The 25,673-nt window shown below is 59.7% G+C and carries 23 protein-coding genes; 14 read left to right on the forward strand and 9 right to left on the reverse strand.

Annotated features, from left to right (window positions below):
• The first annotated feature begins 56 nt into the window (after window positions 1-56).
• From NYR50_RS04125 to NYR50_RS04160, 8 genes are all read left to right on the forward strand, one after another.
• Window positions 57-2,561 (forward strand): heavy metal translocating P-type ATPase, encoded by a 2,505-nt coding sequence (locus NYR50_RS04125; protein WP_418136860.1) that lies wholly within the window; start codon window positions 57-59, stop codon window positions 2,559-2,561.
• A 12-nt stretch (window positions 2,562-2,573) separates the two neighbouring features.
• Complete coding sequence (locus NYR50_RS04130; protein WP_174008212.1) at window positions 2,574-3,584, forward strand: 2Fe-2S iron-sulfur cluster-binding protein; 1,011 nt, start codon at window positions 2,574-2,576, stop codon at window positions 3,582-3,584.
• An 11-nt stretch (window positions 3,585-3,595) separates the two neighbouring features.
• On the forward strand, window positions 3,596-4,084 hold the full coding sequence (cueR, locus tag NYR50_RS04135) for a Cu(I)-responsive transcriptional regulator (protein ID WP_010971464.1): 489 nt from the start codon (window positions 3,596-3,598) through the stop codon (window positions 4,082-4,084).
• A 73-nt stretch (window positions 4,085-4,157) separates the two neighbouring features.
• Window positions 4,158-5,102 carry an ABC transporter permease gene (locus NYR50_RS04140; protein WP_092769302.1) on the forward strand — a complete coding sequence of 315 codons (945 nt, stop codon included), beginning with the start codon at window positions 4,158-4,160 and terminating at the stop codon, window positions 5,100-5,102.
• Window positions 5,092-5,997 carry an ABC transporter permease gene (locus NYR50_RS04145; protein ID WP_418136861.1) on the forward strand — a complete coding sequence of 302 codons (906 nt, stop codon included), beginning with the start codon at window positions 5,092-5,094 and terminating at the stop codon, window positions 5,995-5,997. The genes NYR50_RS04140 and NYR50_RS04145 overlap by 11 nt, the downstream gene beginning before the upstream one ends.
• 137 nt (window positions 5,998-6,134) lie before the next feature.
• Entirely contained in the window at window positions 6,135-7,202 is a 1,068-nt protein-coding gene (locus NYR50_RS04150; protein WP_418136862.1) for an ABC transporter ATP-binding protein, read from the forward strand.
• Between the two features lie 11 nt (window positions 7,203-7,213).
• Window positions 7,214-8,224 (forward strand): ABC transporter ATP-binding protein, encoded by a 1,011-nt coding sequence (locus NYR50_RS04155; protein WP_418137251.1) that lies wholly within the window; start codon window positions 7,214-7,216, stop codon window positions 8,222-8,224.
• 237 nt (window positions 8,225-8,461) lie between these two features.
• Complete coding sequence (locus tag NYR50_RS04160) at window positions 8,462-9,955, forward strand: ABC transporter substrate-binding protein (protein ID WP_418136863.1); 1,494 nt, start codon at window positions 8,462-8,464, stop codon at window positions 9,953-9,955.
• A gap of 433 nt (window positions 9,956-10,388) precedes the next feature.
• Here NYR50_RS04160 and NYR50_RS04165 read toward each other — a convergent pair whose 3' ends face one another.
• Together NYR50_RS04165 and NYR50_RS04170 are read right to left on the reverse strand one after the other, a co-directional pair.
• Window positions 10,389-10,643: a heavy-metal-associated domain-containing protein gene (locus tag NYR50_RS04165; RefSeq protein ID WP_418136864.1), complete on the reverse strand. Its 255-nt coding sequence runs from the start codon at window positions 10,641-10,643 to the stop codon at window positions 10,389-10,391.
• A gap of 106 nt (window positions 10,644-10,749) precedes the next feature.
• The gene (locus NYR50_RS04170; protein ID WP_418136865.1) at window positions 10,750-12,207 is read right to left on the reverse strand and encodes a TrkH family potassium uptake protein; all 1,458 of its coding nucleotides are present in this window, start codon (window positions 12,205-12,207) and stop codon (window positions 10,750-10,752) included.
• Between the two features lie 80 nt (window positions 12,208-12,287).
• Here NYR50_RS04170 and ilvA point away from each other — a divergent pair, with 80 nt between their 5' ends.
• The 3 genes from ilvA (at window position 12,288) to NYR50_RS04185 (ending at window position 15,430) form a co-directional block, all read left to right on the forward strand.
• Window positions 12,288-13,562 (forward strand): threonine ammonia-lyase, encoded by a 1,275-nt coding sequence (ilvA, locus tag NYR50_RS04175; RefSeq protein WP_418136866.1) that lies wholly within the window; start codon window positions 12,288-12,290, stop codon window positions 13,560-13,562.
• A gap of 73 nt (window positions 13,563-13,635) precedes the next feature.
• Window positions 13,636-13,947: an HlyU family transcriptional regulator gene (locus NYR50_RS04180; RefSeq protein WP_006312784.1), complete on the forward strand. Its 312-nt coding sequence runs from the start codon at window positions 13,636-13,638 to the stop codon at window positions 13,945-13,947.
• 217 nt (window positions 13,948-14,164) lie between these two features.
• On the forward strand, window positions 14,165-15,430 hold the full coding sequence (locus NYR50_RS04185; protein WP_418136867.1) for a diguanylate cyclase: 1,266 nt from the start codon (window positions 14,165-14,167) through the stop codon (window positions 15,428-15,430).
• A gap of 39 nt (window positions 15,431-15,469) precedes the next feature.
• On the opposite strand, the gene NYR50_RS04190 is transcribed toward NYR50_RS04185, so the two are convergent.
• On the reverse strand, window positions 15,470-16,087 hold the full coding sequence (locus NYR50_RS04190) for an FMN-dependent NADH-azoreductase (protein WP_080809404.1): 618 nt from the start codon (window positions 16,085-16,087) through the stop codon (window positions 15,470-15,472).
• Window positions 16,088-16,237: 150 nt separating this feature from the next.
• Between NYR50_RS04190 and NYR50_RS04195 the strand changes: the two genes are divergently transcribed.
• A complete protein-coding gene (locus NYR50_RS04195) occupies window positions 16,238-17,206 on the forward strand; it encodes a LysR family transcriptional regulator (RefSeq protein WP_174008219.1) in 969 nt (322 codons plus the stop codon).
• A gap of 264 nt (window positions 17,207-17,470) precedes the next feature.
• On the opposite strand, the gene NYR50_RS04200 is transcribed toward NYR50_RS04195, so the two are convergent.
• From NYR50_RS04200 to NYR50_RS04210, 3 genes are all read right to left on the reverse strand, one after another.
• Window positions 17,471-19,459, reverse strand: coding sequence for a bifunctional 2',3'-cyclic-nucleotide 2'-phosphodiesterase/3'-nucleotidase (locus NYR50_RS04200; protein ID WP_418136868.1), 1,989 nt, complete (start codon window positions 19,457-19,459; stop codon window positions 17,471-17,473).
• A gap of 182 nt (window positions 19,460-19,641) precedes the next feature.
• A complete protein-coding gene (locus NYR50_RS04205) occupies window positions 19,642-19,977 on the reverse strand; it encodes a PilZ domain-containing protein (RefSeq protein WP_174008221.1) in 336 nt (111 codons plus the stop codon).
• 99 nt (window positions 19,978-20,076) lie between these two features.
• Window positions 20,077-20,544, reverse strand: a complete 468-nt coding sequence (locus NYR50_RS04210) for a DUF1203 domain-containing protein (RefSeq protein WP_418136869.1) — start codon at window positions 20,542-20,544, stop codon at window positions 20,077-20,079.
• A 164-nt stretch (window positions 20,545-20,708) separates the two neighbouring features.
• Between NYR50_RS04210 and NYR50_RS04215 the strand changes: the two genes are divergently transcribed.
• Complete coding sequence (locus tag NYR50_RS04215) at window positions 20,709-21,593, forward strand: DUF4344 domain-containing metallopeptidase (RefSeq protein ID WP_418136870.1); 885 nt, start codon at window positions 20,709-20,711, stop codon at window positions 21,591-21,593.
• A gap of 51 nt (window positions 21,594-21,644) precedes the next feature.
• Window positions 21,645-22,289 (forward strand): dihydrofolate reductase family protein, encoded by a 645-nt coding sequence (locus tag NYR50_RS04220; RefSeq protein WP_418136871.1) that lies wholly within the window; start codon window positions 21,645-21,647, stop codon window positions 22,287-22,289.
• 67 nt (window positions 22,290-22,356) lie between these two features.
• On the opposite strand, the gene sseA is transcribed toward NYR50_RS04220, so the two are convergent.
• From sseA to NYR50_RS04235, 3 genes are read right to left on the reverse strand one after another with little or no spacing between them, the layout of a single operon-like run.
• Window positions 22,357-23,778: a 3-mercaptopyruvate sulfurtransferase gene (gene sseA / locus NYR50_RS04225; protein ID WP_418136872.1), complete on the reverse strand. Its 1,422-nt coding sequence runs from the start codon at window positions 23,776-23,778 to the stop codon at window positions 22,357-22,359.
• A 16-nt stretch (window positions 23,779-23,794) separates the two neighbouring features.
• On the reverse strand, window positions 23,795-24,532 hold the full coding sequence (locus NYR50_RS04230) for an alanyl-tRNA editing protein (protein WP_418136873.1): 738 nt from the start codon (window positions 24,530-24,532) through the stop codon (window positions 23,795-23,797).
• Window positions 24,533-24,544: 12 nt separating this feature from the next.
• Window positions 24,545-25,582, reverse strand: a complete 1,038-nt coding sequence (locus NYR50_RS04235; protein WP_174008227.1) for a cysteine synthase A — start codon at window positions 25,580-25,582, stop codon at window positions 24,545-24,547.
• Window positions 25,583-25,673: the final 91 nt, after the last annotated feature.

Genomic DNA, 25,673 nt, shown 5'->3' on the forward strand with positions numbered 1-25,673 from the left:
TTGCCACGATGGGAAGCCCTATCTTTTTCGATATAAAGAAAAGAGGGGTCATACGCATGTCACAAATGGAGATCCGGGCGAGTCACCAGATTGCGATCGACGGCATGACATGCGCCTCCTGTGTGGGTCGTGTGGAGAAGGCGATCGCCAAGGTGCCGGGCGTTTTGAAGGCCTCGGTCAATCTCGCGACGGAACGCGCCGATATCTCCTTTTCCGGGCCACCCGATGTGCCCGCCGTGATTGCCGCTGTCCGGCATGCGGGTTATGGCGTCGAAGAAAAAACCGTCGAACTCGATATTGAAGGTATGACCTGCGCCTCCTGCGTCGGACGTGTCGAAAAGGCGCTGAAGGCTGTTTCCGGTGTTTCCGATGCAAGCGTCAATCTTGCGACCGAGCGCGCCACCATTCGTGTGGCGGGCAACGCCGCTTCCGCCGCCACCCTGGCGGAGGCGATCAAGCGGGCGGGCTACCAGGCGAAAGAGATCGTCGCCGACAAAGCCGGCGATGCGGAACAGGACAGGCGCGCAGCGGAAATGCGCAGCCTGAAAATCAGCCTTGCCGTCGCCGTTGTCCTGACATTGCCGGTCTTCGTGCTGGAAATGGGTTCGCATCTGGTGCCCGTCATCCATGATTTCGTCATGGAAACGGTCGGCATGCGGGAAAGCTGGTATCTGCAATTCGTGCTGACGACGCTGGTCCTGTTCGGGCCCGGCCTGCGCTTCTTCAAAAAGGGCATACCTGCCCTTATGCGGCTCGCGCCGGACATGAATTCGCTTGTGGTGCTGGGCACTGCCGCCGCCTGGGGATTTTCGGTAGTCGCGACCTTCCTGCCTGAAATCCTGCCGCGCGGCACGGCCAATGTCTATTATGAGGCCGCCGCGGTCATCGTCACGTTGATCCTGCTCGGCCGTTTCCTTGAGGCGCGCGCCAAAGGCCGCACCAGCGAGGCGATAAAGCGGCTCGTCGGCCTGCAGGCCAAGTCGGCCCGCGTGCTGCGCGACGGTGAGACCATCGATGTGCCTCTTCAGGATGTGCGAACGGGCGATGTGATCGTCGTTCGCCCGGGCGAGAAAGTGCCGGTCGATGGTCTGGTTCTCAGCGGCTCTTCTTATGTCGATGAATCGATGATCACGGGTGAGCCGGTTCCGGTTACCAAGACCGAGGGTTCCGAGGTCGTCGGTGGCACGGTGAACCGCAACGGCTCCTTCACCTTCCGCGCCACCAAGGTCGGCAGCGATACGCTGATCGCGCAGATCATCCGCATGGTGGAGGAAGCACAGGCCGACAAGCTGCCCATTCAGGCACTGGTGGACAAGGTGACCAACTGGTTCGTGCCGGCCGTCATGCTGGCCGCGGTCGTCACCTTCGCCGTCTGGTTCGTCTTTGGGCCCGATCCGGCCTTGACCTTCGCGCTCGTCAACGCGGTTGCGGTTCTCATCATCGCCTGTCCCTGCGCCATGGGCCTTGCCACGCCGACGTCGATCATGGTCGGCACCGGTCGCGCCGCCGAAATGGGCGTGCTGTTCCGCCGCGGTGACGCGCTCCAGACGCTGCGCGACGCCGATGTCATCGCGGTCGACAAGACCGGCACGCTGACACTCGGCAAGCCGAAACTGGTGCATTTCAACACGACCCAGGGTTTCGATGCGGATGAGGTGCTGCGGCTCGTCGCCTCGCTCGAGAACCGGTCTGAACATCCGATTGCCGAGGCGATCGTCGAGGCTGCAAAACATGGTGGCCTGACGCTTGCCGAGGCCGAAGCTTTCGAAGCGACCCCCGGCTTCGGTGTCGCGGCGATGGTCGATGGTCGCCGGGTAGAGGCGGGTGCTGACCGGTTCATGGTGAAACTCGGTTATGATGTCGGGGCCTTTGCCTATGATGCCGAGCGGATGGGCAGGGAAGGGCAGTCGCCGCTTTATGCCGCCGTCGATGGCCGGCTGGCCGCGATCATCGCCGTTGCCGATCCCATCAAGCAGACGACACCGGAGGCGATCGCGGCGCTGCATGCGCTGGGCCTCAAGGTCACGATGATCACGGGTGATAATCGCCGCACGGCGGAAGCCATTGCCCGTCGCCTCGGCATTGACGAGGTGGTGGCGGAAGTGTTGCCCGATGGCAAGGTGGAGGCGGTCAAGAGACTTGCCGCCGGCGGACGCCGTGTCGCCTTTGTCGGCGATGGCATCAATGATGCGCCGGCGCTTGCCGCAGCCGATGTCGGGCTTGCCATCGGCACGGGCACGGATGTTGCGATTGAAAGTGCAGACGTGGTGCTGATGTCCGGCGATCTGCGCGGTGTTGCCAACGCGATTGCTCTCTCCAAGGCGACAATCAGCAATATCCGCCAGAATCTCTTCTGGGCCTTCGCTTACAACGCCGCGCTTGTTCCCGTGGCGGCCGGCATATTGTATCCTGTCAACGGCGTTCTGCTGTCGCCAGTCCTTGCTGCCGGAGCCATGGCGCTTTCCAGCGTCTTCGTATTGACGAATGCACTGCGTCTGAAAAGCTTCCGTGCGCCGCTGGTGGACAGATCGCCCGACCTGCAGCTCGCAGCGGCGGAATAGGAGGCGGATGTGGTGATGCCTGGCAACACAATCTATCTGCCGCAGATCGGCCGCAGCATCGTGGCGGCTGAGGGTGAGACCGTGCTTCAGGCCGCGCTTGCCGCCGGCATTGCCTATCCGCATGGCTGTCGCATGGGCCGCTGCGGCGCCTGCAAATCGCACCTCATCTCCGGTGAGATCGATCTTCTCAAGCATACGCCGTTCTCATTGACCGAAGAGGAAAAGGCAGAAGGCCTCACACTTGCCTGCCGCGCCGTACCCGCGAGCGACGTGACGATCGGCTGGCTCGACGGCGAGGATGAATTTGCCGATATCCCGACCGGCCGTTTCGAGGGTGTGGTTGAGGAAGCGGTGGATGCGACCCATGATATCAAGCTCATCCGCGTCAGGCTTGAGGATCGCGCGCAGTTCACCTTCAAACCCGGGCAATATGTGCGCCTGCTTTATCCGGACTGTTCGCCGCGCGATTATTCGATCGCGAGCAGGGTGGACGAGGAGCTGATTGAATTTCACATCCGGCATGTTCCCGGCGGCATGACGAGCGGCCGCATCTTCTCGCTCGCCAGGGCGGGTGATCCCGTCACGATCGTGGGGCCTTTCGGCTCCTCCTTCCTGCGGGAAAAACATTGCGGACCGATCCTCGGTATTGCCGGCGGCTCGGGGCTTGCCCCCGTGAAGGCCGTGGTCGAAGCGGCGCTCGCAACCGGCCGCGAACGCCCGGTTCACGTCTATTTCGGCGCCCGCGCCGAGCGCGACCTTTATATGCTCGACCGTTTTCAGGACCTCACCACCCGGCACGGCAATCTGAGCTTCGTCCCGGTTCTCTCGAATGAGGACCATGCGAATATCCGTCGCGGTTATGTCGGCGCCGCGGTGGCGGATGATTTCGACGATCTCGATGGCTGGAAAGCCTATATTGCCGGCCCGCCGGCCATGATCGAGGCAACGGTGCCGCAGCTGCTGGCGCGCGGCATGCGGACGGCGGACATTCATGCGGATGTATTTTTCACCCCGGAAAGATAGGAGCAGGATCGATGAACATTGGCACAGCCGCCACCGCCTCCGGTGTTTCTGCAAAGATGATCAGGCATTACGAGATGATCGGCCTGATCAAATCGGCAAACCGCACGGATTCCGGCTACAGGGTCTATACGGCCAATGATCTGGAAACGCTGCGCTTCATCCGGCGCGGACGCGATCTCGGTTTTTCCATCGAAAAGATCAGGCAGCTCATGACCCTCTGGCGCGATCCGGGCGGTGCCTCCTGCGATGTCAAACGCATCGTCATGGAACATGTCATCGACCTGGAAGCGAAGATGGATACGCTGCGGGAAATGGCCGATACGCTCCGCAACCTCGCGACCTATTGCCCTGACAATGGTGAGCCGGAATGCCCGATCATTCATGACCTCGCCCATGCGGAAGACCTCGAATTTTCGGCGGTTGCCGTCGTGCCCAAACGCACCGGCATGCTGAAGGGGACATCAGGCCCGGCGATGGATTTACAGCGCCAGGCGAAATAAGCCGCCGGCTCCCTTTTGGGAGCGGGCATCGAATGCAGTGTAAACTGCCAATCTTGATGAAGGAAAGCAGGCCATGTGGATCCAGATAATACAGCGCTTCTTTATTCTGTGCCTGATGCTGGCCATTGTTTCCGTCATCGCGTTTCTGTTGCCCTATATGACGGGCGGTGACCCGGCACGCACGATCCTGTTTTCGCGCATGCGCGATACTGCGCTCGATCCGCATGCGGTGGAGGCGTTGAGGGTCAGTCTCGGGCTCGACCGGCCGCTTTACGTGCAATATTTCACATGGCTGTGGAATGCACTGCGCGGTGATCTCGGTTTTTCCTTCACCAGCAGTCAGCCCGTCGCCAACGAGCTTTTGCGCTCTCTCGGCGTATCGGTGACCCTGGCGCTGACGGCATTGGCCGTCGCGGTCGCCGTGGCGCTGCCGCTCGGCACGCTGGCGGCCATGCGTCCGGGCGGACGGCTCGACAATTTCGCGACGCTGATGATCCAGACTTTCGTCGCGACACCGGAATACTGGTTTGCGCCCATGTCCGCGCTGGTCTTTGCGCTTTATCTCGGCTGGTTGCCCTCTGCCGGATGGGACAGCTGGCGTTCGCTGGTGCTGCCTGCGCTCACCCTGACACTGCGGCCACTCGCCTATTTCACCCAGGTCACCCGTGCCGCCATGGCCGAGGTCTTGCGCGCGCCCTATATCACGGCGGCACGCAGCCGCGGCCTCGGCATGCATGGCACGGTCATGCGCCACGGCATTCGTAACGGCTCGCTGCCGGTGGTCACCTTCTTTGCCCTGTGGCTTGCGGGCCTACTCGGTGGATCGGTTGTGGTGGAAGTGATCTTCGCCATTCCCGGCATGGGCCGGCTTCTCTACGACGCCGTGATCAATCGCGACATCCCGATGCTGCAGGGCGGTTTCATCTGCATCGTGGCCCTGTCCATCCTGGTCAATACCCTGGCCGACAGCTTCTATGTCCTGATCAATCCAGCCATGCGAGGTCAACATGACCACTAGTCTTTTCCCGAGCGCGCCTGCCGCCGCCATGCCGATGACCTTGCCCACGCGCCCGTCGACACTCTCCCGGTTCACGGATTTCATCCGCCGGCGGCACTGGACCTTCTATGCGGGATCGGCAATTTTTCTCGCCATCGTCCTGCTCCTGGTGATTGCGCCCTGGATTTCGCCCTATAATCCGGCACAGCAGAACCTTCGCCTCAGGCTGAATGCGCCGAGCGCCACCTATTGGCTTGGAACGGATCATCTCGGTCGCGATGTCCTGAGCCGGCTCTTGATCGGCGGCCGTTTCACCGTCACGATTGCCGCCATCACCGTCATTCTGTCGGTTTCCATCGGCATCTTTATCGGCATCATCAGTGGCCGCAGCCGCGGTATCCTCGATGAAGTGCTGATGCGCGTGGTCGATCTGCTTATCGCCATACCCGATGTGGTGATTGCGATTTTCCTCGTGGCCATCTTCGGCCCCGGATACGGAACGTTGATCGCCTCGCTGACGATCGTCGGCTGGACGCCTTTTGCGCGGCTGGCGCGGGGACTGACGCTGTCGATCAATTCCCGCGAATATATCCGCGCCGCCGAGGTGCTGGGCTGCACGCGGCGCTTCATCATCTTCCGGCATATCATTCCCAATACGATCTGGCCGATCGCGGCCGTGGCGTTCCTGCGCTTTGGCCACAAGCTGATCACGGTGGGCGGTTTGTCATTCCTGGGGCTCGGCGTGCAGCCGCCGGCCGCCGACTGGGCGCTGATGCTGTCAGATGCTCAGGCCTATGCCGAGCGCATGCCAATTCTCGTCATCGCACCGGGTCTCGCGATCTTCCTGTCGGCACTCAGCGTGACGTGGATCGGCCATGGCCTCAACCTGGAAACGAAGAAAACGAACAATCATTGACGCCTGCAAACAGGCAAAAACAGATTTGACTAATGTCAAACATAGATGAGGCCGCAGGGCCGGAAGGAGAGTAATATCGTCTGAAGCCGCATGAATACGCAAATGCCTCCGATTCAATAAAAATAAGGGGAACTCTTATGAATATCGAAGGGCAAACGCTTGCCAACACGGGCCTGTCTCCCGAGCGCGCACCGCTTCTGGAAATCGAGGATCTGCACGTATCGGTGCCGACGCCAAATGGCCGCAAGTTTGTTATTTCGGGCCTGACGCTTTCCGTCAATGCCGGTGAAGTCGTCGCTCTTGTCGGCGAATCCGGATCGGGAAAGAGCATGACGGCTCTGTCGCTGATGCGGCTTTTGCCGCAGGGCGTGGAAATCGATTCCGGCCGCATTTCCTTTGCCGGACGCGACATTCTCGCTCTTTCATCCTCCGAACTCGATGCGCTGCGCGGCGCCGATATCAGCATGCTGTTCCAGCAGCCGCAGGCCATGCTGGACCCGACCAGCCGGGTGAGGACGCAAGTGGCCGAACCGCTCTGGATCCACCGCAAGATGAGCCGAAGCGCGGCACTGAACCGGGTCGTCGGTCTCCTGTCCGATGTCGGCATTCCCGACCCCTCGGCGCGGGCGCAATGTTTCGCGCATGAGCTTTCTGGCGGCATGGCGCAACGCGTGATGATTGCCGCAGCATTGTCGGGCAATCCGCAGTTGCTGATCGCCGATGAGCCGACGACGGCGCTCGATGTCACCGTCCAGGCACAAATCCTGCGCCTGCTGGATGATGAACGTCGCAAGCGCCGGCTGGCGACGCTGCTCATCACCCACGATCTCTCGGTCGTCGCCGCTTTCGCGGACCGGATCGCGGTCATGTATGCCGGCCGCATCGTCGAGGAGGGGCCAACGCAGGCGATCCTCAAGGCGCCGCAGCATCCCTATACCAAGGCGCTTATCAGTTGTTCCCTGCTGACCACGGACAGCGAGGGACATTTGCTGACGATCCCCGGCTCAAGCGCACAGGCCCATGACATGTCCTGCGGCTGCCGATTTCATCCGCGTTGCGCGCTCGCCAAGTCTGCAGGCATGGGAGGTCGCTGCATGGCGACCGAACCGGCTTTGAACGCCTTGCCTGAAGGGCGCAAGGCGCGGTGCTGGGCAGTCGGCGACGATCATGCCGATCACGACCATTCCAGCCATGCGGTTTGTTGAAGGAGGCGATGATGTTTTCCAAAGCCATGACACAGATGCCACCATCGGCGGCGAACGGCAGCCGGCCCTATGTGGTCGCGAAGAACCTCTGCAAATATTATCCCATATCGGGCCTCGGTCACCGCGTGGTGAAATCCGTCGACGATGTTTCCCTGACGATCGGCGAAGGGGAGGTGCTGGGCCTCGTCGGTGAATCCGGATGCGGCAAAAGCACCGTTGCCGGGTTGATCACGCGCCTGACACACGCGACGCGGGGTGAGGTCAGCATAGGGGATCACGACATATTGCATATGCAGGGCGAAGCGCTCCGGCGTGTGCGCCGGGTCGTGCAACTGGTGTTTCAGGATCCCTATTCCGCGCTCGATCCGCGTATGCGCATTGGCCAGAGCATGGAGGCGCCGCTTGCCCAGCACGGCATCGGCACCCGCGAGGAGCGCACGGCGCGTGTCTTCGGCATGCTGGAGGAGGTTGGTCTGGACGGTTCCTTTTATGATCGGTATCCGAGCCAGTGTTCCGGCGGCCAATTGCAGCGCGTCGTCATCGGCCGCGCGCTTCTTCTCAATCCGAGTTTCCTTGTCTGTGACGAACCGACATCGGCGCTCGATGCCTCGATGCGGACGCAGATCCTGAACCTCCTGATGGACATGAAGCGCCGTCACGGTCTCACGGTTTTGATGATTTCCCATGACTTGCGTGTCGTGCGTTATCTCTGTGATCGCATCGCGGTGATGTACCTCGGACGCATCGTTGAAATCGCTGATCGTGAAGAACTTTTCCGGGCGCCCAAGCACCCCTATACCAAGGCTCTTATCGCCTCGTCGATGCTTGACGAGACCGGGTTATATGCGCCGGAAATGCTTCTGGACGGCGATCTACCGAGTCCGCTCAATCCTCCAGGTGGCTGCAAGTTTCACACCCGCTGCAAATATGCGACCGCGATCTGCGGTGAGGTGGAGCCAGTGCTGGAAGGCGTTTCCGGGGAGCATTTTGCACGCTGCCATCGCTGGCGGGAATTGGGCTGAGGGCGACGCAGTTACAGTTTTCTGTTGCGGTAAAAACAGATGAATTGTGTGTTTGCGAATTAATATCGGAATAAAATTCCGAGTATAAAAACATAAAATGAATAATATTCAGGTGGATTTTCGAAAGATTTCCATGGGTATTATTTTTGTCTGTTGAATTATCGCAAGTATTGAGCAGAAATTCGTAAAATATGTGAATTGAGAGCGTTGTCATCAAAAATAAAAGGGGAATATTCTATGATGAAGCACGCACTTTTGGCGACATGCGCCATTGTCGTCTCGTTTGGAACGCATGCGGCGAACGCCGGAACGATCACCTATGACGATTATACGGGCGTCAAAACCGGCTGGCAAATGGCCTCCGACGATGCCTATCTCGGTTCCCGCGCAGGCTGCTTCGAAAGCCTGGTCCGCGTCGGTTATGACACGAAACTGGAGCCGGGGCTTGCCGAATCCTGGACGCAGACCGCGCCGAAGGTCTGGGAATTCAAGCTGCGCAAGGGTGTGAAGTTCCAGAATGGCGAGCCGCTCAATGCCGCGGCAGCCGTTAATGCGCTCACCAATCTCTTGAAGGCACCGGTTCCGGCCCGTGCCTTTTCGCCGAAGCTGATCGCGGCCGTCGAGGCGGGCGGCGACGATATCGTGAAGATCACGACCATCGAGCCATCGGTGCTGCTGCCGGCGCAAATGGGAAGCCCCGCGACCTCGATCCTCGCACCATCAGCCTATAAGGATGGCAAGATCGATCCCATCGGAACCTGCACCGGGCCTTTCAAGATCACCAAGGTCGACGCTAACCAATATATGGAGCTGACCGCGAACCATGAGTATTGGGCCGGTATGCCGAAGCTTGCGGGCGGCCGTGTGAACTTTATTCCGGATGCCGATACGCGCGCCACCCAGATAAGAAGCGGTGAAGTGCAGATTTCGCGCGTGATCCCACCCTGGGCGGTAAAGACCATAGAAGCCGCGAAGGGTGTCAAGGTCGCGCCGATCATCGTGCCCCGGATTACGGAGATGCTGCTCAATAATTCGAAGGCGCCATTCAAGGATATCAAGGTTCGTCAGGCGATCCGGGCCGCCATCGACACCGCCGGTATTGCCGACAGCATCTATGAAGGCGTGGTAAAGCCCGCAACGATGCCTTTCGCACCGGGAGAGCCTTGGGCACCGCAAAACGTCACGCCCGCTTATGACGTGGAGAAGGCAAAGGCTCTGCTGAAAGAGGCGGGAGTTGCTCCCGGCAGCCTGAAGCTGACGCTTCTGGCCTACACTGAAAGAACCGAACTCAAGGATGTTGCCGCCGTTATCCAGGCCCAATTGCAGGAAATCGGCATCAAGGTCGATGTTCGCGTTGCCGATTACACGGCGATCGAGCCCGATCTCTTGTCCGGCAATTTCGATATGGTCCTTCTCTCACGCGGTTATGCCACTGATGTTGCGGAACCGATCGGCTTCCTCAACGCCGACTACACTTGCGGAGGCGGCTACAACATCTCGCATTATTGCAGCGAGGAGACGGACAAGCTGATCAAATCGGCCTATGCGGTGGCTGAGCCGGCCAAGCGTTACGCCATCTATGCCGAGGCGGCGAACAGGGTTTTCGATGAAGCCGTCACAGTCTACCTCATCCATGAGACCGCTTTCGATGCCTATTCGGAAAAGGTCGAGAACTTCAAGCCGCATCCGATCAACTTATTCATCATGACCAAGGATCTGGCGACGAAATAAGCCGATGTGACTTGGCTGACGAGGTATGGCCCGGCTCGCAGGAGTCGGGCCATATTGCTGATACTCTGCCGCCATGCCGTGGCGGGATACTGTACGAGGCCCATCGCCGTCCGGGCTAAATTTCTCGACAATGTGCGCGATATTGATTTGCAATGACGCGCTACGCCAAACACTCCGACGTCATCATCGGGCTTGCCCCCGGGGATCTGCATTGGTCCCGTTTTGCTGACGTGTTTAGATCCTCGAGACAAGCCTGAGGATGACAGCGAGAGGCGTGAAACTGTCGCCACCGGTTTTTGGGAGAGATATCTGTTCGGAGGGCTGAAAGGACGAAAGGTGATGTCGTCCAAAGGCCGTCACACAAGGTTCAGCGTGAGGCGGGGCAGGCAGGCGACCCGGCGGCAAGATAAAACGCCGCCGGTATCTCTTCGGATCAGGCGCGTGCTTCCGGCGTATAGCCCGCAGCGGTGATGATTTCAGCAATGTGTGCCGCGTCGGAGACGCCGCCGACCACGACCGTGCGGCTTGCAGGGTCCGCATGCACAGCAGCACCGGGAACGGTCTTTTCGATCGCGCCCTTGATCACGCCGGCGCAGTGACCGCAGGTCATGTCCTCAACATGAAAGGAAAGGTCTGCGTTGACAGGGGCGGCGGCAGTTTCATGATGGTGCTGATGGCCATTGCACATAGGCGGTTCTCCATGGTTTGGAATTCTAACAGGTGGAGCCTGAACTATTCCAACGTGGGAAGGTCAAGCGCTTTATTCGCACCTGCGCGACATGTGTATCGACGGATCAGCTGCGCCAGAAAATCGGCATCAGCAGCACGAGCACCGTCAGGATTTCCAGGCGCCCGAGTAGCATCAGAACGGACAGGAGATAGAGCGCCGGTTCGCTGATGGTGGAGAAATTGCCGGCCGGGCCGATGATCGGGCCGATACCCGGGCCGACATTGCCTAGTGCCGTAGCAACGGCTGAGGTGGCGGTGAGAAAATCGTAGCCCATCAGGCTTATGGCGAGGCTACCGGCGATCCAGAGCGCGATGTAACAGCTGACGAACAGGAATATCGTCCGGATCGTATCGGGGTCGACCACCTGCTGCCCGTAACGCACTGAATAGACGGCGTTCGGGTAGATCAGTTTTTTGAGGCCGGCCCGCACCACGTTGAACATGATGAGAAAACGATATGCCTTGATACCGCCCGCCGTCGAGCCGGAACAGCCGCCCATGAAGGTCGCGAAAAAGGCGACGACAATGACGAAGGGTCCCCAGAGAGTATAATCATCGCTCGCGAAACCGCCGGTCGAGAGAATCGAGGTCATGTTGAAGAAGGAATGGCTGAGCGCATCGTCCAGCGGCACGCCGTTCCTGAGATGATGATAGACACCGACCGCAATCGAGATCGCGCAGAGATAACCGAGGAAGACGGCGATCTGCGGGTCACGCAGCGTCTCCAGTCGGCGGCGCACCGCAAGCAGGATCATCACCGAAAAGGGCAGGCTGCCGAAGATCAGGAAGATGGTGGCGATCCACAGAAGTGCGGTATTGTTGAAATAGGCAAAGGAGGCGTCGTGGGTGGAAAACCCACCGGTTGCGACCGTCGACATGGCATGGTTCAGCGCATCGAAATGTGACATGCCGGCAAAGTCATAGGCCATGGTGCAGGCGAGCGTCATGATGATGTAGATCGCCACGAAAGCCCGGGTGAAGCTTGCCAGCCGGGCGAAGGGCCGGTCGTTGCCGGTATCGGAAGACTCCATGCGGAAGAAGGTCATGCCGCCGACACGCAGGAGCGGCAGGATGAAAAGGCCGAGTGCGACGATACCAATACCGCCGAGCCAGCAGAGCAGCGAACGCCAGAGAAGAATGCCCTGCGGCGCGTGGTCGAGACCGGATATGGCGGTTGACCCTGTCGTGGTGATGGCGGAAACGGATTCAAAGAGGGCCTGGCCAAATGTCAGGTCTAGCTCGGACAGGTAAAGCGGTACCGCGCCGACGATGGAAAACACCAGCCACAGCAGGTTGACGAGCAGGAAGCCGAAACGTTTGTTGAAGGAGGTGATGGGGCCGCGGGTGGCGAGCGCGCAGGCCAGCGAGAAGCCGCCGCACATGAAACCCGAAAGCGCAAACACCATCCAGTCGTCATTGCCATAATAAAGATCGGTCAGCGCCGGCAGGAACATGGCCGTTGCGAGGTAGAGCCCGAAGATGGACGCCACATAGATGACGGAGCGCAGGAGGTTACTGTTCAAGAAATGAAACCCAGAGTTCGTGGCCGCGCTGAAATGAGTCTTTGTCTCCGACGCCTTCCTATGGCATAGCGGGTGCCATTATGAATTTCAATGGATTGACTATCGTGGACAAGCAGCTTGTGGAAGCAGCGCGGCGGGAAGTGCGGGAAATATTCCCGGAAACGCCGCTGCAGTTGAATGAACATCTCAGCCGTCGGTATGGCGCGTCGATTTGGCTGAAGCGTGAAGACCTGTCCCCGGTTCGTTCCTACAAGATTAGAGGCGCATTCAATTTTCTCCGCAAGGCGGTGGCCAAGGCTGGCAAGGACAAGGTTTTCGTCTGCGCATCTGCCGGCAACCACGCGCAGGGCTTTGCTTTCGCCTGCCGCCATTTCGGCGTCCATGGCGTCGTTTTCATGCCGGTGACGACACCGCAGCAGAAGATAGAAAAGACCCGCATCTTTGGCGGAGAATTCATCAAGATTCGTCTGGTAGGCGATATATTCGACCAGTGTTACGCCGCCGCGCGTCAACATGTGCAGGACAATGACGGCTACATGGTGCCGCCTTTCGACCATGAGGATATCATCGAGGGTCAGGCGACGGTCGCCGCCGAGATCATGGACCAGCTGCCGGAAGGCACGAAGCCTGACATCGTCGTCATGCCGGTCGGTGGTGGCGGTCTTTCTGCCGGCCTGACCGGGTTTCTGGCCGGCACTGTGAAGAAGGAGAACTTCGTGTTCTGCGAGCCTGAAGGCGCGCCAAGCCTGAAGAAGAGCCTCGAACGCGGCGAACCGGTGACGCTGAACAAGATCGACAATTTCGTCGACGGCGCCGCCGTTGCCCGCATTGGCGACCTGAACTTCAAGGCACTGAAGGATTTTCCGGCCGAGCAGGTGATGCTCATCCCGGAAAACGCGATCTGCGTGACGATCATCGAGATGCTGAACCTGGAAGGCGTGGTGCTGGAGCCTGCGGGCGCCCTGTCCATCACCGCGCTGGAAAAACTAGGCCGCGAGAGGCTGGAAGGCAAGACGGTCATCGCCGTGGTCTCCGGTGGCAATTTCGATTTCGAGCGCCTGCCGGACGTCAAGGAACGCGCCATGCGTTACACCGGCGTGAAGAAATACTTCATCCTGCGCCTGCCGCAGCGCCCCGGTGCGCTGCGCGATTTCCTCAACCTGCTCGGGCCGGACGACGATATCGCCCGTTTCGAATATCTGAAGAAATCCGCCCGCAACTTCGGTTCGATCCTGATCGGCATCGAAACCAATGCGCAGGAAAACTTCGCAGGGCTTCTGGAGCGCTTCGAGGCGGCCGGTCTCGGCTATGAGGATATTACCGAAAACGACATCCTGTCGAACCTGATCATCTGATCGGGAACGAACGACAGGGAAGGGCGGAGCATATTCGCCCTTCGAATGCGACATAGATCAGGGAGTGAAAGCCATGGCATCGTTTTTTTCCAAAATCCTCTCGGCCTTCGGCTCCGGCCAGCCGTCTTCCGACGCGCCGCAAAAGGTGGCGCAGGCCGAGCCGCATGCGCATGGCGACTATCTGATCTATGCGACCCCGATCAAGGAGGGCGGCCAGTTCCGCCTGGCGGGCCGTATCGAAAAAAAGGCCGGTGACGAAGTGCTGGTGCATGAATTCGTGCGCGCCGATGTTTTCACCAGCCTGGACGATGCCGTGGAGTTCACGATCCGCAAGGCGAAACTCATCATCGACCAGAACGGCGCATCACTTTTCCCAGGAAAATGATGACGTTTTCTTGCTCCGGACATTAAGATTCCGTTGTTTGCTTCGGCCTATCGTTCACAGAGCATTTCCAGCAAAAGTGTACTCGGTTTTGCGTCCGGAAATGCGCAGAACAAAGAGTTAGAGCAATTCCGGTGAACCGCGTTCACAGCAATTGCTCTAGAGGGCGTGGAGTCGCGTCAATCAACCAGCGCGATATGGATCGATAGGGCGTGTGCCGATGCAATGGGCAAATCTGGCCCTCTTTCTGACGGAGGCCATCGTCTATTTTTCGGTGATGACGGCATTCCTTCATTACCGGCATATTCTTGGCATCGGTGTTTTTCTCACCGCGCTGGGCGTCATGCATTTCCTTGAAACCTATCTCGCAGCCGTTTTTTACGTGCAGCTGCCCTTTGGCGTGGCATCGCCCGGCTCCTCGATCCTTTTTGCCGGCAAGCTGATGATGATCCTCATGCTCTATATGCGGGAGGATGCCGCCGTGGTGCGGCAGCCGATATACGGGCTGTTTCTCGGGAATATAGTGACCGTCATCATGGCGCAGATCATCCGTTTTCACCAAACGGTGGCGATTGTTCCCGGCCAGTCGGTCAGTACCGGCTTTCTCGATGAGATGGGCATCCTGATGGTCTGGGGAACCAGCCTTCTCTATCTCGACGCCATCGCCATTATCCTGTTTTACGAGAAGCTCGGGCGTTATCTGCAGCGCCATATCGTGCTGCGCTTCGCGATCTGCGGCGTCGTTATCCTGAGCTTCGATCAGGCGGGTTTTTATGGGGCGTTGCGGTTGTTGTTCAACGCACCTGTTGATGTCTTTTACGATGGCTGGAAGGCGAAGATGGCGGCGGTCTGCATCTATTCGCTGCTCTTTGCCACCTATCTCTGGCTGACAGCGGCCAAGGGCCGCTTTCTGACACGCCGCAGCGTTGCCGATGTCTTCAACGACTTGACCTTCCGTGAACGCTATGAGGAGCTTTTGTCCCGCTCGGGACGCGATATGCTGACCGGCGTATCGGACCGCGCCCGCATGGAGCTTGATGCGCCGTCCATCGTGCTGGACTGCACTGAGAAGAGACGGCCAGTCAGCGTGCTGATTGTGGATATCGACCATTTCAAGACCGTCAACGACAGCTTCGGCCATCTTCAGGGGGACGAAATTCTGCGGGAATTTGCGGCAGTACTGAAGCGAACCGTCCAGCCGCACGGGCATCTTTATCGCTTTGGCGGCGAAGAATTTGTCGCCCTGCTTCCGGCGATGAACCACGAAACGGCGCTCGCTTTTTCCGAAGGGCTGCGGGCCGCCGTACTGGCGGGCCTTCGCCGGCCTGATGGCACGCATCTCACAGTCAGCATCGGCGTGGCGACCGGTCTTGAGGATGGCCGCCTTTTTCTGGAACTTCTTTCCGAAGCCGATGCGCGGCTCTACGCGGCAAAAAATAACGGCCGGGACCAGGTCCACGGCCGTTATGGCATGTGGGTTGGCTGATACCGGCGCTAGCCCGCATCAGCCTTCATTCAACGGGAATCAGGCGGCCTGCGCCAGTTCTTCGACCTTGGCTTCGGCGGCCGCAACGGCCTTCTCGACGGCTTCCGGGCCGAACGCCAGGCCTTCTACATAGATGACTTCCACATCCGTCATGCCCATGAAACCGAGAACGGTCTTGAGGTAGGGAACGGCATGGTTCATCGAAACGGCCGGGCCTTCGGAATAAACGCCGGCAGCAGCAAGCACGATGTAGACCTTCTTACCGGTGGCGAGGCCAACCGGGCCGGTTTCGGTGTATTTGAAGGTCTGGCCGGCGCGGGCGACATTGTCGATCCACGACTTCAGGCCGGAATAGATGTTGAAGTTGATGAGGCCGGTGCCGATAACGACCGTGTCGGCGGCCAGAAGCTCGGCGACGAGCTTGTCGGAGTAATCGGCGGCGACCGATTCTTCGGCCGTGCGCTGGTCGGCGGGCTTGCGGATCGCAGCGGTCTTGACGGTGTCGAGATGCGGGATCGGATCTGCAGCGAGATCGCGGTGGACAAGGGTGTTGGAAGCCGACTTGGCCTTCAGCTTGCCAGCCAGCTCACCGGCGAACTTGTTCGAAACGGACTCGTCGCCGCGTGGGCTGGAGGTGATGAGCAGAATGTTGGACATGGTCTTTTCCTTGCTTGTGCGATGAATTGACGGGCGCCTTGGGAGGGCGGGAGAGCACGATGCCCTGCCTTTGCGCTCTATATGAAAAATTACTGCCATCAAGAAAACCGTGATAATGTGGAAGCAATCTATCGATGAAATGGATGGCACATGGACGCGAACCCGACGCTCGATCAATTGCAGGTGTTTTTGACGGTTGCGGAGACCGGAAGTTTTTCTGCCGCCGCCCGAGCGCTCAATCGCGCCCAGTCTGTGGTCAGCTACACCATCGCGAATCTTGAGGCGCAGCTTGAGGTGGTTCTGTTCGAGCGCAATGGCGTGCGTCAGCCCAGGCTGACCGATGAGGGCCGCGCCATGCTGGAGGATGCACGACGCATCGTCGCCGGCCTGCAGGAAATGCGCGCCCGCGCCAAGGGGCTGAAGCAGGGGCTCGAGGCGGAGCTTTCCGTCGCCATCAGCACCATGGTGCCGGCGGAGGCCGTCGTCGCAGTGCTGCGGGATTTCCGCGAACAGTTCCCCACCGTCACGCTCAGCCTCAATGTCGGCGAACTGGGCATGGTCATGGACATGGTGCTTTCCCGCAAGGCCGGCATCGGCATCGGCGGGGCGGTGTTGCGCCAGGACGATGACCTCGTCATGGAAAAGGTCGGCCATTCCTTCATGTTGCCGGTGGTTGCTGCCGATCACCCGCTGGCGCAGATCGAGCGGCCGCTGGTTCTCGCTGACGTGCGCGAGGAGGTTCAACTCGTGGTGACGGATGCCTCGGGCCTGACCAAGGGACGGGATTTCAACGTGCTGTCCTATAAGACATGGCGCGTCAGCGACATCGCCACCAAATACCAGCTCATCAAGGGTGGCCTCGGCTGGGGCGGTCTGCCTGCCTCGATCGTGCGTAATGATCTCACCAATGGCAGCCTGAAGGCGCTTGAACTCGAAGCCTATGAGCAGGGCGAATATCCGCTCTTCACACTGCGGCGCGTCGACTCACCGGCAGGACCCGCCGGCCAATGGCTCGCGCAAGCCTTTCAGCAGCGCCTGTCGGCCTGCCCGAATCATAAGGATTTCAACGGGATGCTGGAGGCGAGCAAGCAGAGGACAATGGCTGTCGCCGCAGAGTGACATCTGTTGTTGGCGTGACGATCAGACATGGTCTGGGAAAGCGCCGCTTGTTTCTTCTCCCCGCCGGGGAGAAGGTCGCGGCAGCGGGATAAGGGGGCAAGCTCTCCGCTTATCGCCAGCGTTGCCCCCTCATCCGACCCTTCGGGCCACCTTCTCCCCGGCGGGGAGAAGAAACAAACGGCATGTCAGTTCTTTGCCCCAGCGTCCAATTCATGTCTGAAGAAACACTCTCCCGCCGATATATTCGCCGGGAGAGCTGTGTCCCTAGAGAACCAGACGGAACTTCGCGAAACCTTCCGCACCGTCGCCGGCATCCTCGATTTTCGCGCCCTTGATTTCCGCCGCATAGTGGCGGCCCTTGGGGCCGGTCTCGAAGATTGCCGAGGTATTGGCCACCGGTGCAAAGGACCAGTTGGCATCCGCGGACGGATTGATGGTGCCCTGATCGATGATATAGCGCACGATCACGTCGCGGTTGGTATCGGGCGCTACGAAGATCACCTTGTCGCCGGCGATGTCGGGGAATTTGCCGCCGCCGCTCGCGCGGTAATTATTGGTGGCCACCACGAATTTCTGCTCGGGATCGATCGGCTTGCCGTTGAACTGAAGGTTCACGATGCGGTTGCTGTCGGGATTGACTGCCTTGCCGTCCTTGTCGAATTTCGCCGGCTTGGAAATGTCGATCTGATAGGTGACACCATCGATGACATCGAAATTATAGGACGGGAAGTCGGCATTCAGCAGCGGTGCGTCCTTGGCACCGGCCTCCACCGTGTTGAACATGCCGGCCGACATTTCCAGCCAGTTCTTCACCTGCGCGCCGTTGATCAGCACCGCCTGCACCGTATTGGGATAGAGATAGAGGTCGGCAACGTTCTTGATGGCGATGTCACCGGCAGGGACATCGGTATAATAATCCGCGCCCCCGCGACCGCCCGACTTGAACGGCGCCGCTGCCGAAAGCACCGGCAGATCCTTATATTGCCCTTCCTTCAGCATGTCCTTGATGTACCAGGTCTGGGCGTTGGAGACGATCTGCACGGACGGATCGTCGGCCACCAGCGCGAAATAGGAATAGAGCGGCGCGGAGGTCTTGCCCACGGGGCGGCGCACATAGGCGAGGGCCGCCTCGTGATCGGCTTTGGCGGCGGCGAGAACCTCGGGCTTGTCGGTGTAGTCGGCAACGACCTTGCGGCTGTCGTCACGATGATAGATCGGCCGGGCTTCGGAGGTGAAGTCGACGATCTTCCAGTTCTTGCCATCCTTTTCGAGCAAGAGATCGATGAGACCCATATGCGAACCCCAGAAACCGGCCATCACGGCCGGCTTGCCCATCAGCGTGCCCTTGACCGCATCGGCACCCTCGATGCCGTCCCAGGTCTTCGGACCGGGGAAGACAAGATGCTGGTGGCCGGTGAAGATGGCATCGATGCCTTCGACGGCGGCCAGATAAAGCGAGGCGTTTTCCATGCGCTCCGTCTGGCCCTTGCCGTCGATGCCGGAATGGGAAAGGGCGATGATGATATCGGCGCCTTCTTCTTTCATGACAGGCACCCAGGCTTTCGCCGCCTCGACGATGTCGCGCGTCTGGGCCTTGCCCTCGAGGTTCTTGGAATCCCACATCATGATCTGCGGCGGCACGAAGCCGATGATGCCGACCTTGACCGGGCTCGTCACGCCGCCGCCATCGCGGATCTGCTTTTCCACAATGACATAGGGCTTGAAGAAGAGCTCGTCGTTTTTTGGATCGGAAGCGAGCTGGCCCTTGGTGAGGTTGGCGCAGACATAGGGAAAACCGGCGCCCGCCAGCGTGTTCGACATATAGTCGAGACCGTAATTGAATTCGTGGTTGCCAAGCGTGCCGCAATCATAACCCAGCACGTTCATGGCGTTGATGACGGGATGCTTGTCGCCGGCCTTCATGCCCCGCTCATAGGCGATATAGTCGCCGAGCGGGTTGCCCTGCAGGAAGTCGCCATTATCCACCAGCATCGAATTGCCGGCCTCGGCGCGGATCTTGTCGATGATCGAGGCAGTGCGCGAAAGCCCCATCGTGTCGTTCGGCTTGTCGGCGTAATAATCATAGGGAAAGACGTGAACATGGATGTCAGTCGTTTCCATGATGCGCAGATGCGCCTGATTGGCCGCCGCGCGTGCGGCAAAGGGATGCAGCAGCACCAGTGCCGAGGAGGCCGCAATGCCGCCGAGAAGCGAACGGCGGGTGATGGGGTGGAGAGCGAGAAGCGACGACATGGGAACTCCTTCGGATGAAGCTTGCTCTGTCAGGAAAACGACAGGGTAGAAGCAATCGCCGAGGAGTCCATCACCAAAATGACAAGCCCGTGACAGTCTGGCCTGTTTTCAACCGTTTGATAAATTTTTTGTCAGGAGGCGCGGCGCACATGTCGGCGCACTCCGGTTTTGACGTTGGCGGATCAGCGGGCGAGGGTCGGTTTTACTTCTTCATGGAAGAAGCGGAAATAGGAGGAGAGCTGCGCCAGCGTGTTGGTGGAAAGCTTCAGCTGCAGGCCGAGGCGGTTCTGGTGCTGCCACTGCACCACACCCTCGATGAAGCCCAGATCGTCGCTCTGCACCTTGACCCGGCTGCCCTTGGCGGCGGCAAAAGGTCCGTCCAGTTCAAGCGCCATGCCGGTGGCGGAAAGATCAACCACACGGCCGCGGGTGGACTGGCTGAAATAATGTACCGTCGCAAAGATCCTCGTCTTGCTGCGGGCTGCGCTGCGGGTCACCATATTCAGGTTGTTTGTCATGTCGCTGCTCAAATCAATTTGTTTCCGATACCATGCATCATGCTGCGGAAAGCTTGAGAGCCATTTAGTTCTTCAGTTAAAATTGCAGGTAATTGCCGATTATGCTGTATCGATACGGCACTGATAGCAATTGTTGCGGGCGGAGCGCACATGTACATAAGCGACATCCGCACGCTCAAGAAGATGCCCCGCGCGCGACACGATCTCACCCGTCGCAGTCACCGCGCCGGTGCCGTAGACGATGCGATCGTCGGCCCCATATCCGCGCACGATATAATCCGGGCTGTCCAGCATCGGCGGAACGGCCGCCGTCTGCGGATAACGCTTACATGCTTGCGCATGCAGAAATACCGGCCCGGTTTCCGCATAGGGTTGAAGCGATGGAAAAGGCCGGTAGGCGAGGATCAGCATCGCTTCGCCTTCTTCGATTTGCGACAGGCAGTGGCGGCAGGGCATTCCACCCGGCGAAACGGCCTTTTCCGGCATGAGGCCGTAGGCGTCGGGAGCACCCGCCCGAAAGGCCTCTGCGTCCTTAGCCGGCATTGCAGTGAAGATAAGATCGGTCATGGTGGGGCCTCTTCAAGGTGGGGTCAGCGTTGCTTGTTTGCAGCTATGATCCCGAAATGGAGCGCTATCCACCCGATTCTTGACGGGTGATGCAACCAGCCCATTGCGTGACTCGTTAGCTTCGGGAATCAGTGGCGTTCCTCGTTTCCGGAAGGTCTGATTTTATGTTGCGTCGTTTTCTGGCCGCCGTTCCGCTGGCTTTCGTCTCGTTGACGCTTCCGATCGAGGCGGGCGCGCAGGTTGCCTCCGGTCTTGATGGCCTGTCAGACGATCAGCTGCAGCAGTCGGTCAATTTCGTCATCGGCAACGCGATCTTCTCGCTCTATCACGAGGGCGCACGCATGCTGATTTCGGATTTCGGGACGGCGGAGACCGCAAGCGTCCAGGCCCCGGCCGATCAGCTGGCTGGCACGCTCATCCTCCAGGCCAATGAGGAATGGCTCGACACCGCGCTCGTCAACGCCACAGACAGCTGGTATCTGGCGCGCGAGGCAGACACCTTGCCCGAGCACGAGGCCCCCGTTTTTTCCGCGCTGGTGCCCGACAGGAGCCGCGACCGCAACATGGCCTGCCTGATGGTGGGCCGCGACAAGGACGGTTATGGCGATCTGGCCGCGATGATGGGGCTTCCCAATACCGAATTCGACAAATGTGTTGCCGCCTATCCGGGTGTAGCCTCGGCCTGGGAGAATTTCCTCGCGCCTCACCGCAGCCAGACACCCTCGAAATTTTCCGTCAGCTACGTGCCGCCGCGTGATCCGGAACTTGAACCTTATGCCATCATGGTCAAGGAATCGAAGGTTCTCGATCTCATCAGCCGCAGTTTCAGTGGTTATGGCCTGAAGGGCGACGTCAAGCTGACGGCCAAGTCCTGCGGCCGTCCCGATGTCTACTGGTCGGCCGAAAAGCGCGAAATCACCTATTGCTACGAGCTTGGTAAATTCCAGGCGGAGCTGATCGCCGATCATCTCCTGAACAGTGTCACGGAAGACAAGGGCGCGGCCGGCGGGCAAATTCCCACGGCCGTCAATCTGGAACGCGAAATCTGAGGCTAGTTGCCGGACGCTGGTGAGCTGGCCTCCCTGATGGAGGAAAATGCCATGCCGAAGGTAGTTGTTCGCAATTTCGCCATTTCGCTTGACGGATATGGCGCAGGACCGGACCAGAGCCTGCAGAACCCCTTGGGCGTGAAGGGCGAAGAGCTGCATCAATGGGCCTTCAAGACCCGCACCTTCCACCGGATGTTCGGTAAGGAGGGTGGCTCGACCGGGACGGACGAGAATTTTTCCGAAAAGAGCTTCGAAAATATCGGCGCATGGGTTTTAGGCCGTAACATGTTCGGTCCCGTGCGCGGTGCATGGCCGGATGAAAGCTGGAAGGGCTGGTGGGGCGAGGAGCCGCCTTATCATGTCCCGGTCTTCGTCCTGACCCACCATGCGCGCCCTTCCTTCACCATGAAGGGCGGCACCGAATTCCATTTCGTCACCGATGGCATCGAGGCAGCGCTCGATCGGGCGCTAACAGCTGCGAATGGCAAGGATGTCCGCATCGGCGGTGGCGTCTCGACCATCCGGCAATATATGGCGGCGGGCATGATCGATGAGTTGCATCTGGCCCTTGCACCGGTGTTTCTCGGCAAGGGAGAGCAGCTTTTCGAAGGGCTGGATTTGCCAGCACTCGGTTATCGCTGCACGGGAACGGTGCCGGGCGAGGGCGCAACGCATCTGATTATCGAGAAGGTTTGAGAGCCTGCGTCCTTTCCGCCCATGCCGTGACAGCAATGGGCGGCGAGGAGACGGGCGTGGCGACATCTCAGTTCCGCAGTGAAATTTCCAGAAGCTCCGTATCGGCAAGCGGCTCCACCCAGGCCTCATAGGTGCCGACAGGCGAGAAGCCCATCATCTGGTAAAGCTGCAATGCGCGCGGATGGTCGAGCGTATTCGTGGTCACCGTCACCCGCTGCGGATTGTCCTGCCAGGCGGCGTAAAGCGCCTGCAAAAGGAACCATTTGCCGACGCCGGCGCCGATCGCCTCTTCGAGCAGCCCGAAATAGGAAAGCTCGGTCACTTCGTCGCTCGCCTTGTTCAGTTCGAAGAAACCGGCCGGCGCGCCGTTCATATAGAGAACCGTGACGCTGTTTTTCGGATCGCGCAGGATGGCGGAAAGCTCGGCATCGCTCATGCGCATGCGCTTCTGCCAATGCCAGCGTTTCCCCACCCGCCAGTAGAGATAGCGGTAGAAGTGCAGGGGGATGTTATTGACCCGCATCAGCGCCGTCTGGAGGTTGACCGGGATCGGCAGGCTGACCTTTGGCGGTGCGGTCATTTCCAGCTGTGTCACATGCGCCTTCAGCGGGCCATGGGACATGACGGGCAGGGGATCGGCAGCGCCGGTGACGACGGGCGTATCTTCCAGCCCACCCCATTCCGACCACGAGCCGTCATAGAGCGAATTATCGTGATGACCGAGCGATTCCAGCGCCAGCGTAACGACGGCGGCGGTGACGCCCGAGCCGCAGCTTGTGACCACGGGCTTGGAAAGATCGATGCCGGCATCGGTGACCATCTTGCGGATGGCGGTCAGATCCTTGAAGTGACCGTTTTCGGAAAAGGCCGTCGCAGGCAGGCTGCGCGCGCCCGGCATGTGGCCGGAGCGCATGCCGGCACGCGGCTCGACCTCGTCGCCGGTGAAACGTCCGGTCCCCCGGGCATCGGCAATCTGCTTCTCGCCGCTGTCGACGATACTGCGCATGGTCGATAGCGAGGTCACGCGCTTGTCGTTGAAGTCGGGTGTGAAGGTGGCGGGTTCGATCTCCGGCGTGCCGGTTTCAAGCGGCCGGCCTTCGCGTTTCCAGCCGTCGAGGCCGCCATCCAGCACATAGGCCTTGCGCACGCCCATCACCCGCAGCATCCACCACACACGCGGCGCGGAGAAGAAACCGGGGCCGTCATAGACCACGATCGTATCATTCTCGCTAAGACCAAGTTCGCCGGCCTCTTGCGCGAAGAACTCCGGTGAGGGCAGGGAATGCGGCAGGCCGGTGGTGTGATCGGCGATCTTGTCCTGATCGAAGAACACCGCACCCGGCAGATGCCCCGCCGCATATTCCTCCGCGCCGTTGCGCTTGTGCGCCGGCAGATACCAGGACGCATCAACGACACGAAACCCGGATGTGCCGAGTTGTTTTTCCACCCAGTCCGCCGAAACGACGAAACGGCTCTTATCCGTGCTCACGATGTCTCTCCTGATTTCAGGCAGCAGCTTCAGGCGCGCCGAAACGAATGCGGAACCGCCTGTTCTCCTTGCCCTTCTTTTCTATCTTGGCAATGTGAATATCGCCCACTTCCTGCGTTTCGGAAACATGGGTGCCGCCGCAGGGCTGGCTGTCTATGCTGGAATTTTCGCCGATGCAGACGAGGCTGACCCGGCCGAGGCCCACCGGCGGGCGTACATTCTTGGATTTGACGATGCCCGGATTGGCTTGCAACTCCTCGTCGGTGATCCATTGCAGGAAGACGGGATGGTTGGCTTTCACCAGCTCCATCAGCTTTGCCGTCACTTCATCCTTGTCGATAGTCTCTGACATGTCGAAATCGACACGCGATTCGTCCTCGCCGACCGCCGCACCCGTGATCGGCCACTGGCAGACGACGGAAAGCAGGTGGCAGGCGGTGTGCATGCGCATCAGCTTATAACGGCGCGGCCAGTCCACATGCAGGGTCAGCTTCTCGCCGATCTCGGGGGAAGGCTGGCCTTCCAGTGGTACATGCACGATGATGCTCTTGTCGGCACCATTTTTGGTGATGCCAAGCTCGATGCGCGAGCCGTCGGCCCGCTCGAGAAAGCCGCTATCGCCGGGCTGGCCGCCGGATGTGGCGTAAAAGCAGGTCTGGTCCAGTTCGATGCCGCCATCCTCATGCACCGCCGTGACGATCGCTTCTGCGGTAGAAAGATAAAAATCGTCACGGAACAGGGCATTCACAGGCATTTCGGCATGTCCTCAAACGGTTTCGTAGGGAACCGGAATCTCGCTCTTGGTCGCCAGCCACTGCGGCACGGGAAGCCCCTTGGAGCGCAGGAAATCCGGATTGAAAAGCTTCGACTGATAACGATTACCGTAGTCGCACAGTATCGTCACGATTGTATGCCCCGGACCGAGCTCGCGGGCAAGGCGGATTGCGCCGGCAATGTTGATGCCGGAAGAACCGCCGAGGCACAGGCCTTCCTTGGTGACGAGATCAAAGAGGATAGGCAGGGCTTCCGCATCCGCGATGCGATAGGAGAAATCCGGGGTGAAGCCTTCCAGGTTGGCGGTAATGCGCCCCTGGCCGATGCCTTCGGTAATGGAAGAGCCTTCCGACTTCAGCACGCCGTGCTTGTAAAATTCATAAAGGGCGGCACCTTCAGGGTCTGCAAGACCGATCTTGATATCAGGGTTGAAATCGCGCAGGCCGTCGGCTACGCCGGCCAGTGTTCCGCCTGATCCAACCGAGCAAATAAAACCATCCACCTTGCCGTCTGTCTGGTCCCAGATCTCAGGCGCGGTCGTTTCGATATGCGCCTGCCGGTTGGCGATATTGTCGAACTGGTTGGCCCAGATCGCGCCGTTTTCATCCGTGGCGGCGAGCTGTTTTGCCAGCCGTCCCGAGACTTTCACGTAATTGTTCGGATTGGAATAAGGAGCGGCCGGAACCTCGACCAGCTTGGCGCCGAGAAGCTTAAGCGCGTCCTTCTTCTCCTGGCTCTGAGTCTCGGGAATGACGATCACAGTCTTGTAGCCGAGCGCATTGGCGACCAGCGACAGGCCGATGCCGGTATTGCCGGCCGTGCCTTCCACGATGGTGCCGCCGGGGCGCAATTGGCCGCGCCGTTCAGCGTCGCGGATGATGTAGAGCGCGGCGCGATCCTTCACCGACTGGCCGGGATTGAGGAATTCCGCCTTGCCGAGGATTTCGCACCCCGTCGCTTCAGAAGCAGCCTTCAAACGGATGAGCGGCGTGTTGCCGATAGCACTGAGCGCAGAGGGATGAATGGTCATGATCGAGCCTTCTTGTCTGAGCGGAAATTAGGTGCCGTTATGTCCCGTTACAACCGCCTCAAGGCAAGAAATTATCTTCCCGGCTTCGGCT

This window comes from Agrobacterium sp. El2ro-1b (assembly GCF_048298475.1).
Classification (GTDB): domain Bacteria; phylum Pseudomonadota; class Alphaproteobacteria; order Rhizobiales; family Rhizobiaceae; genus Agrobacterium; species Agrobacterium fabrum.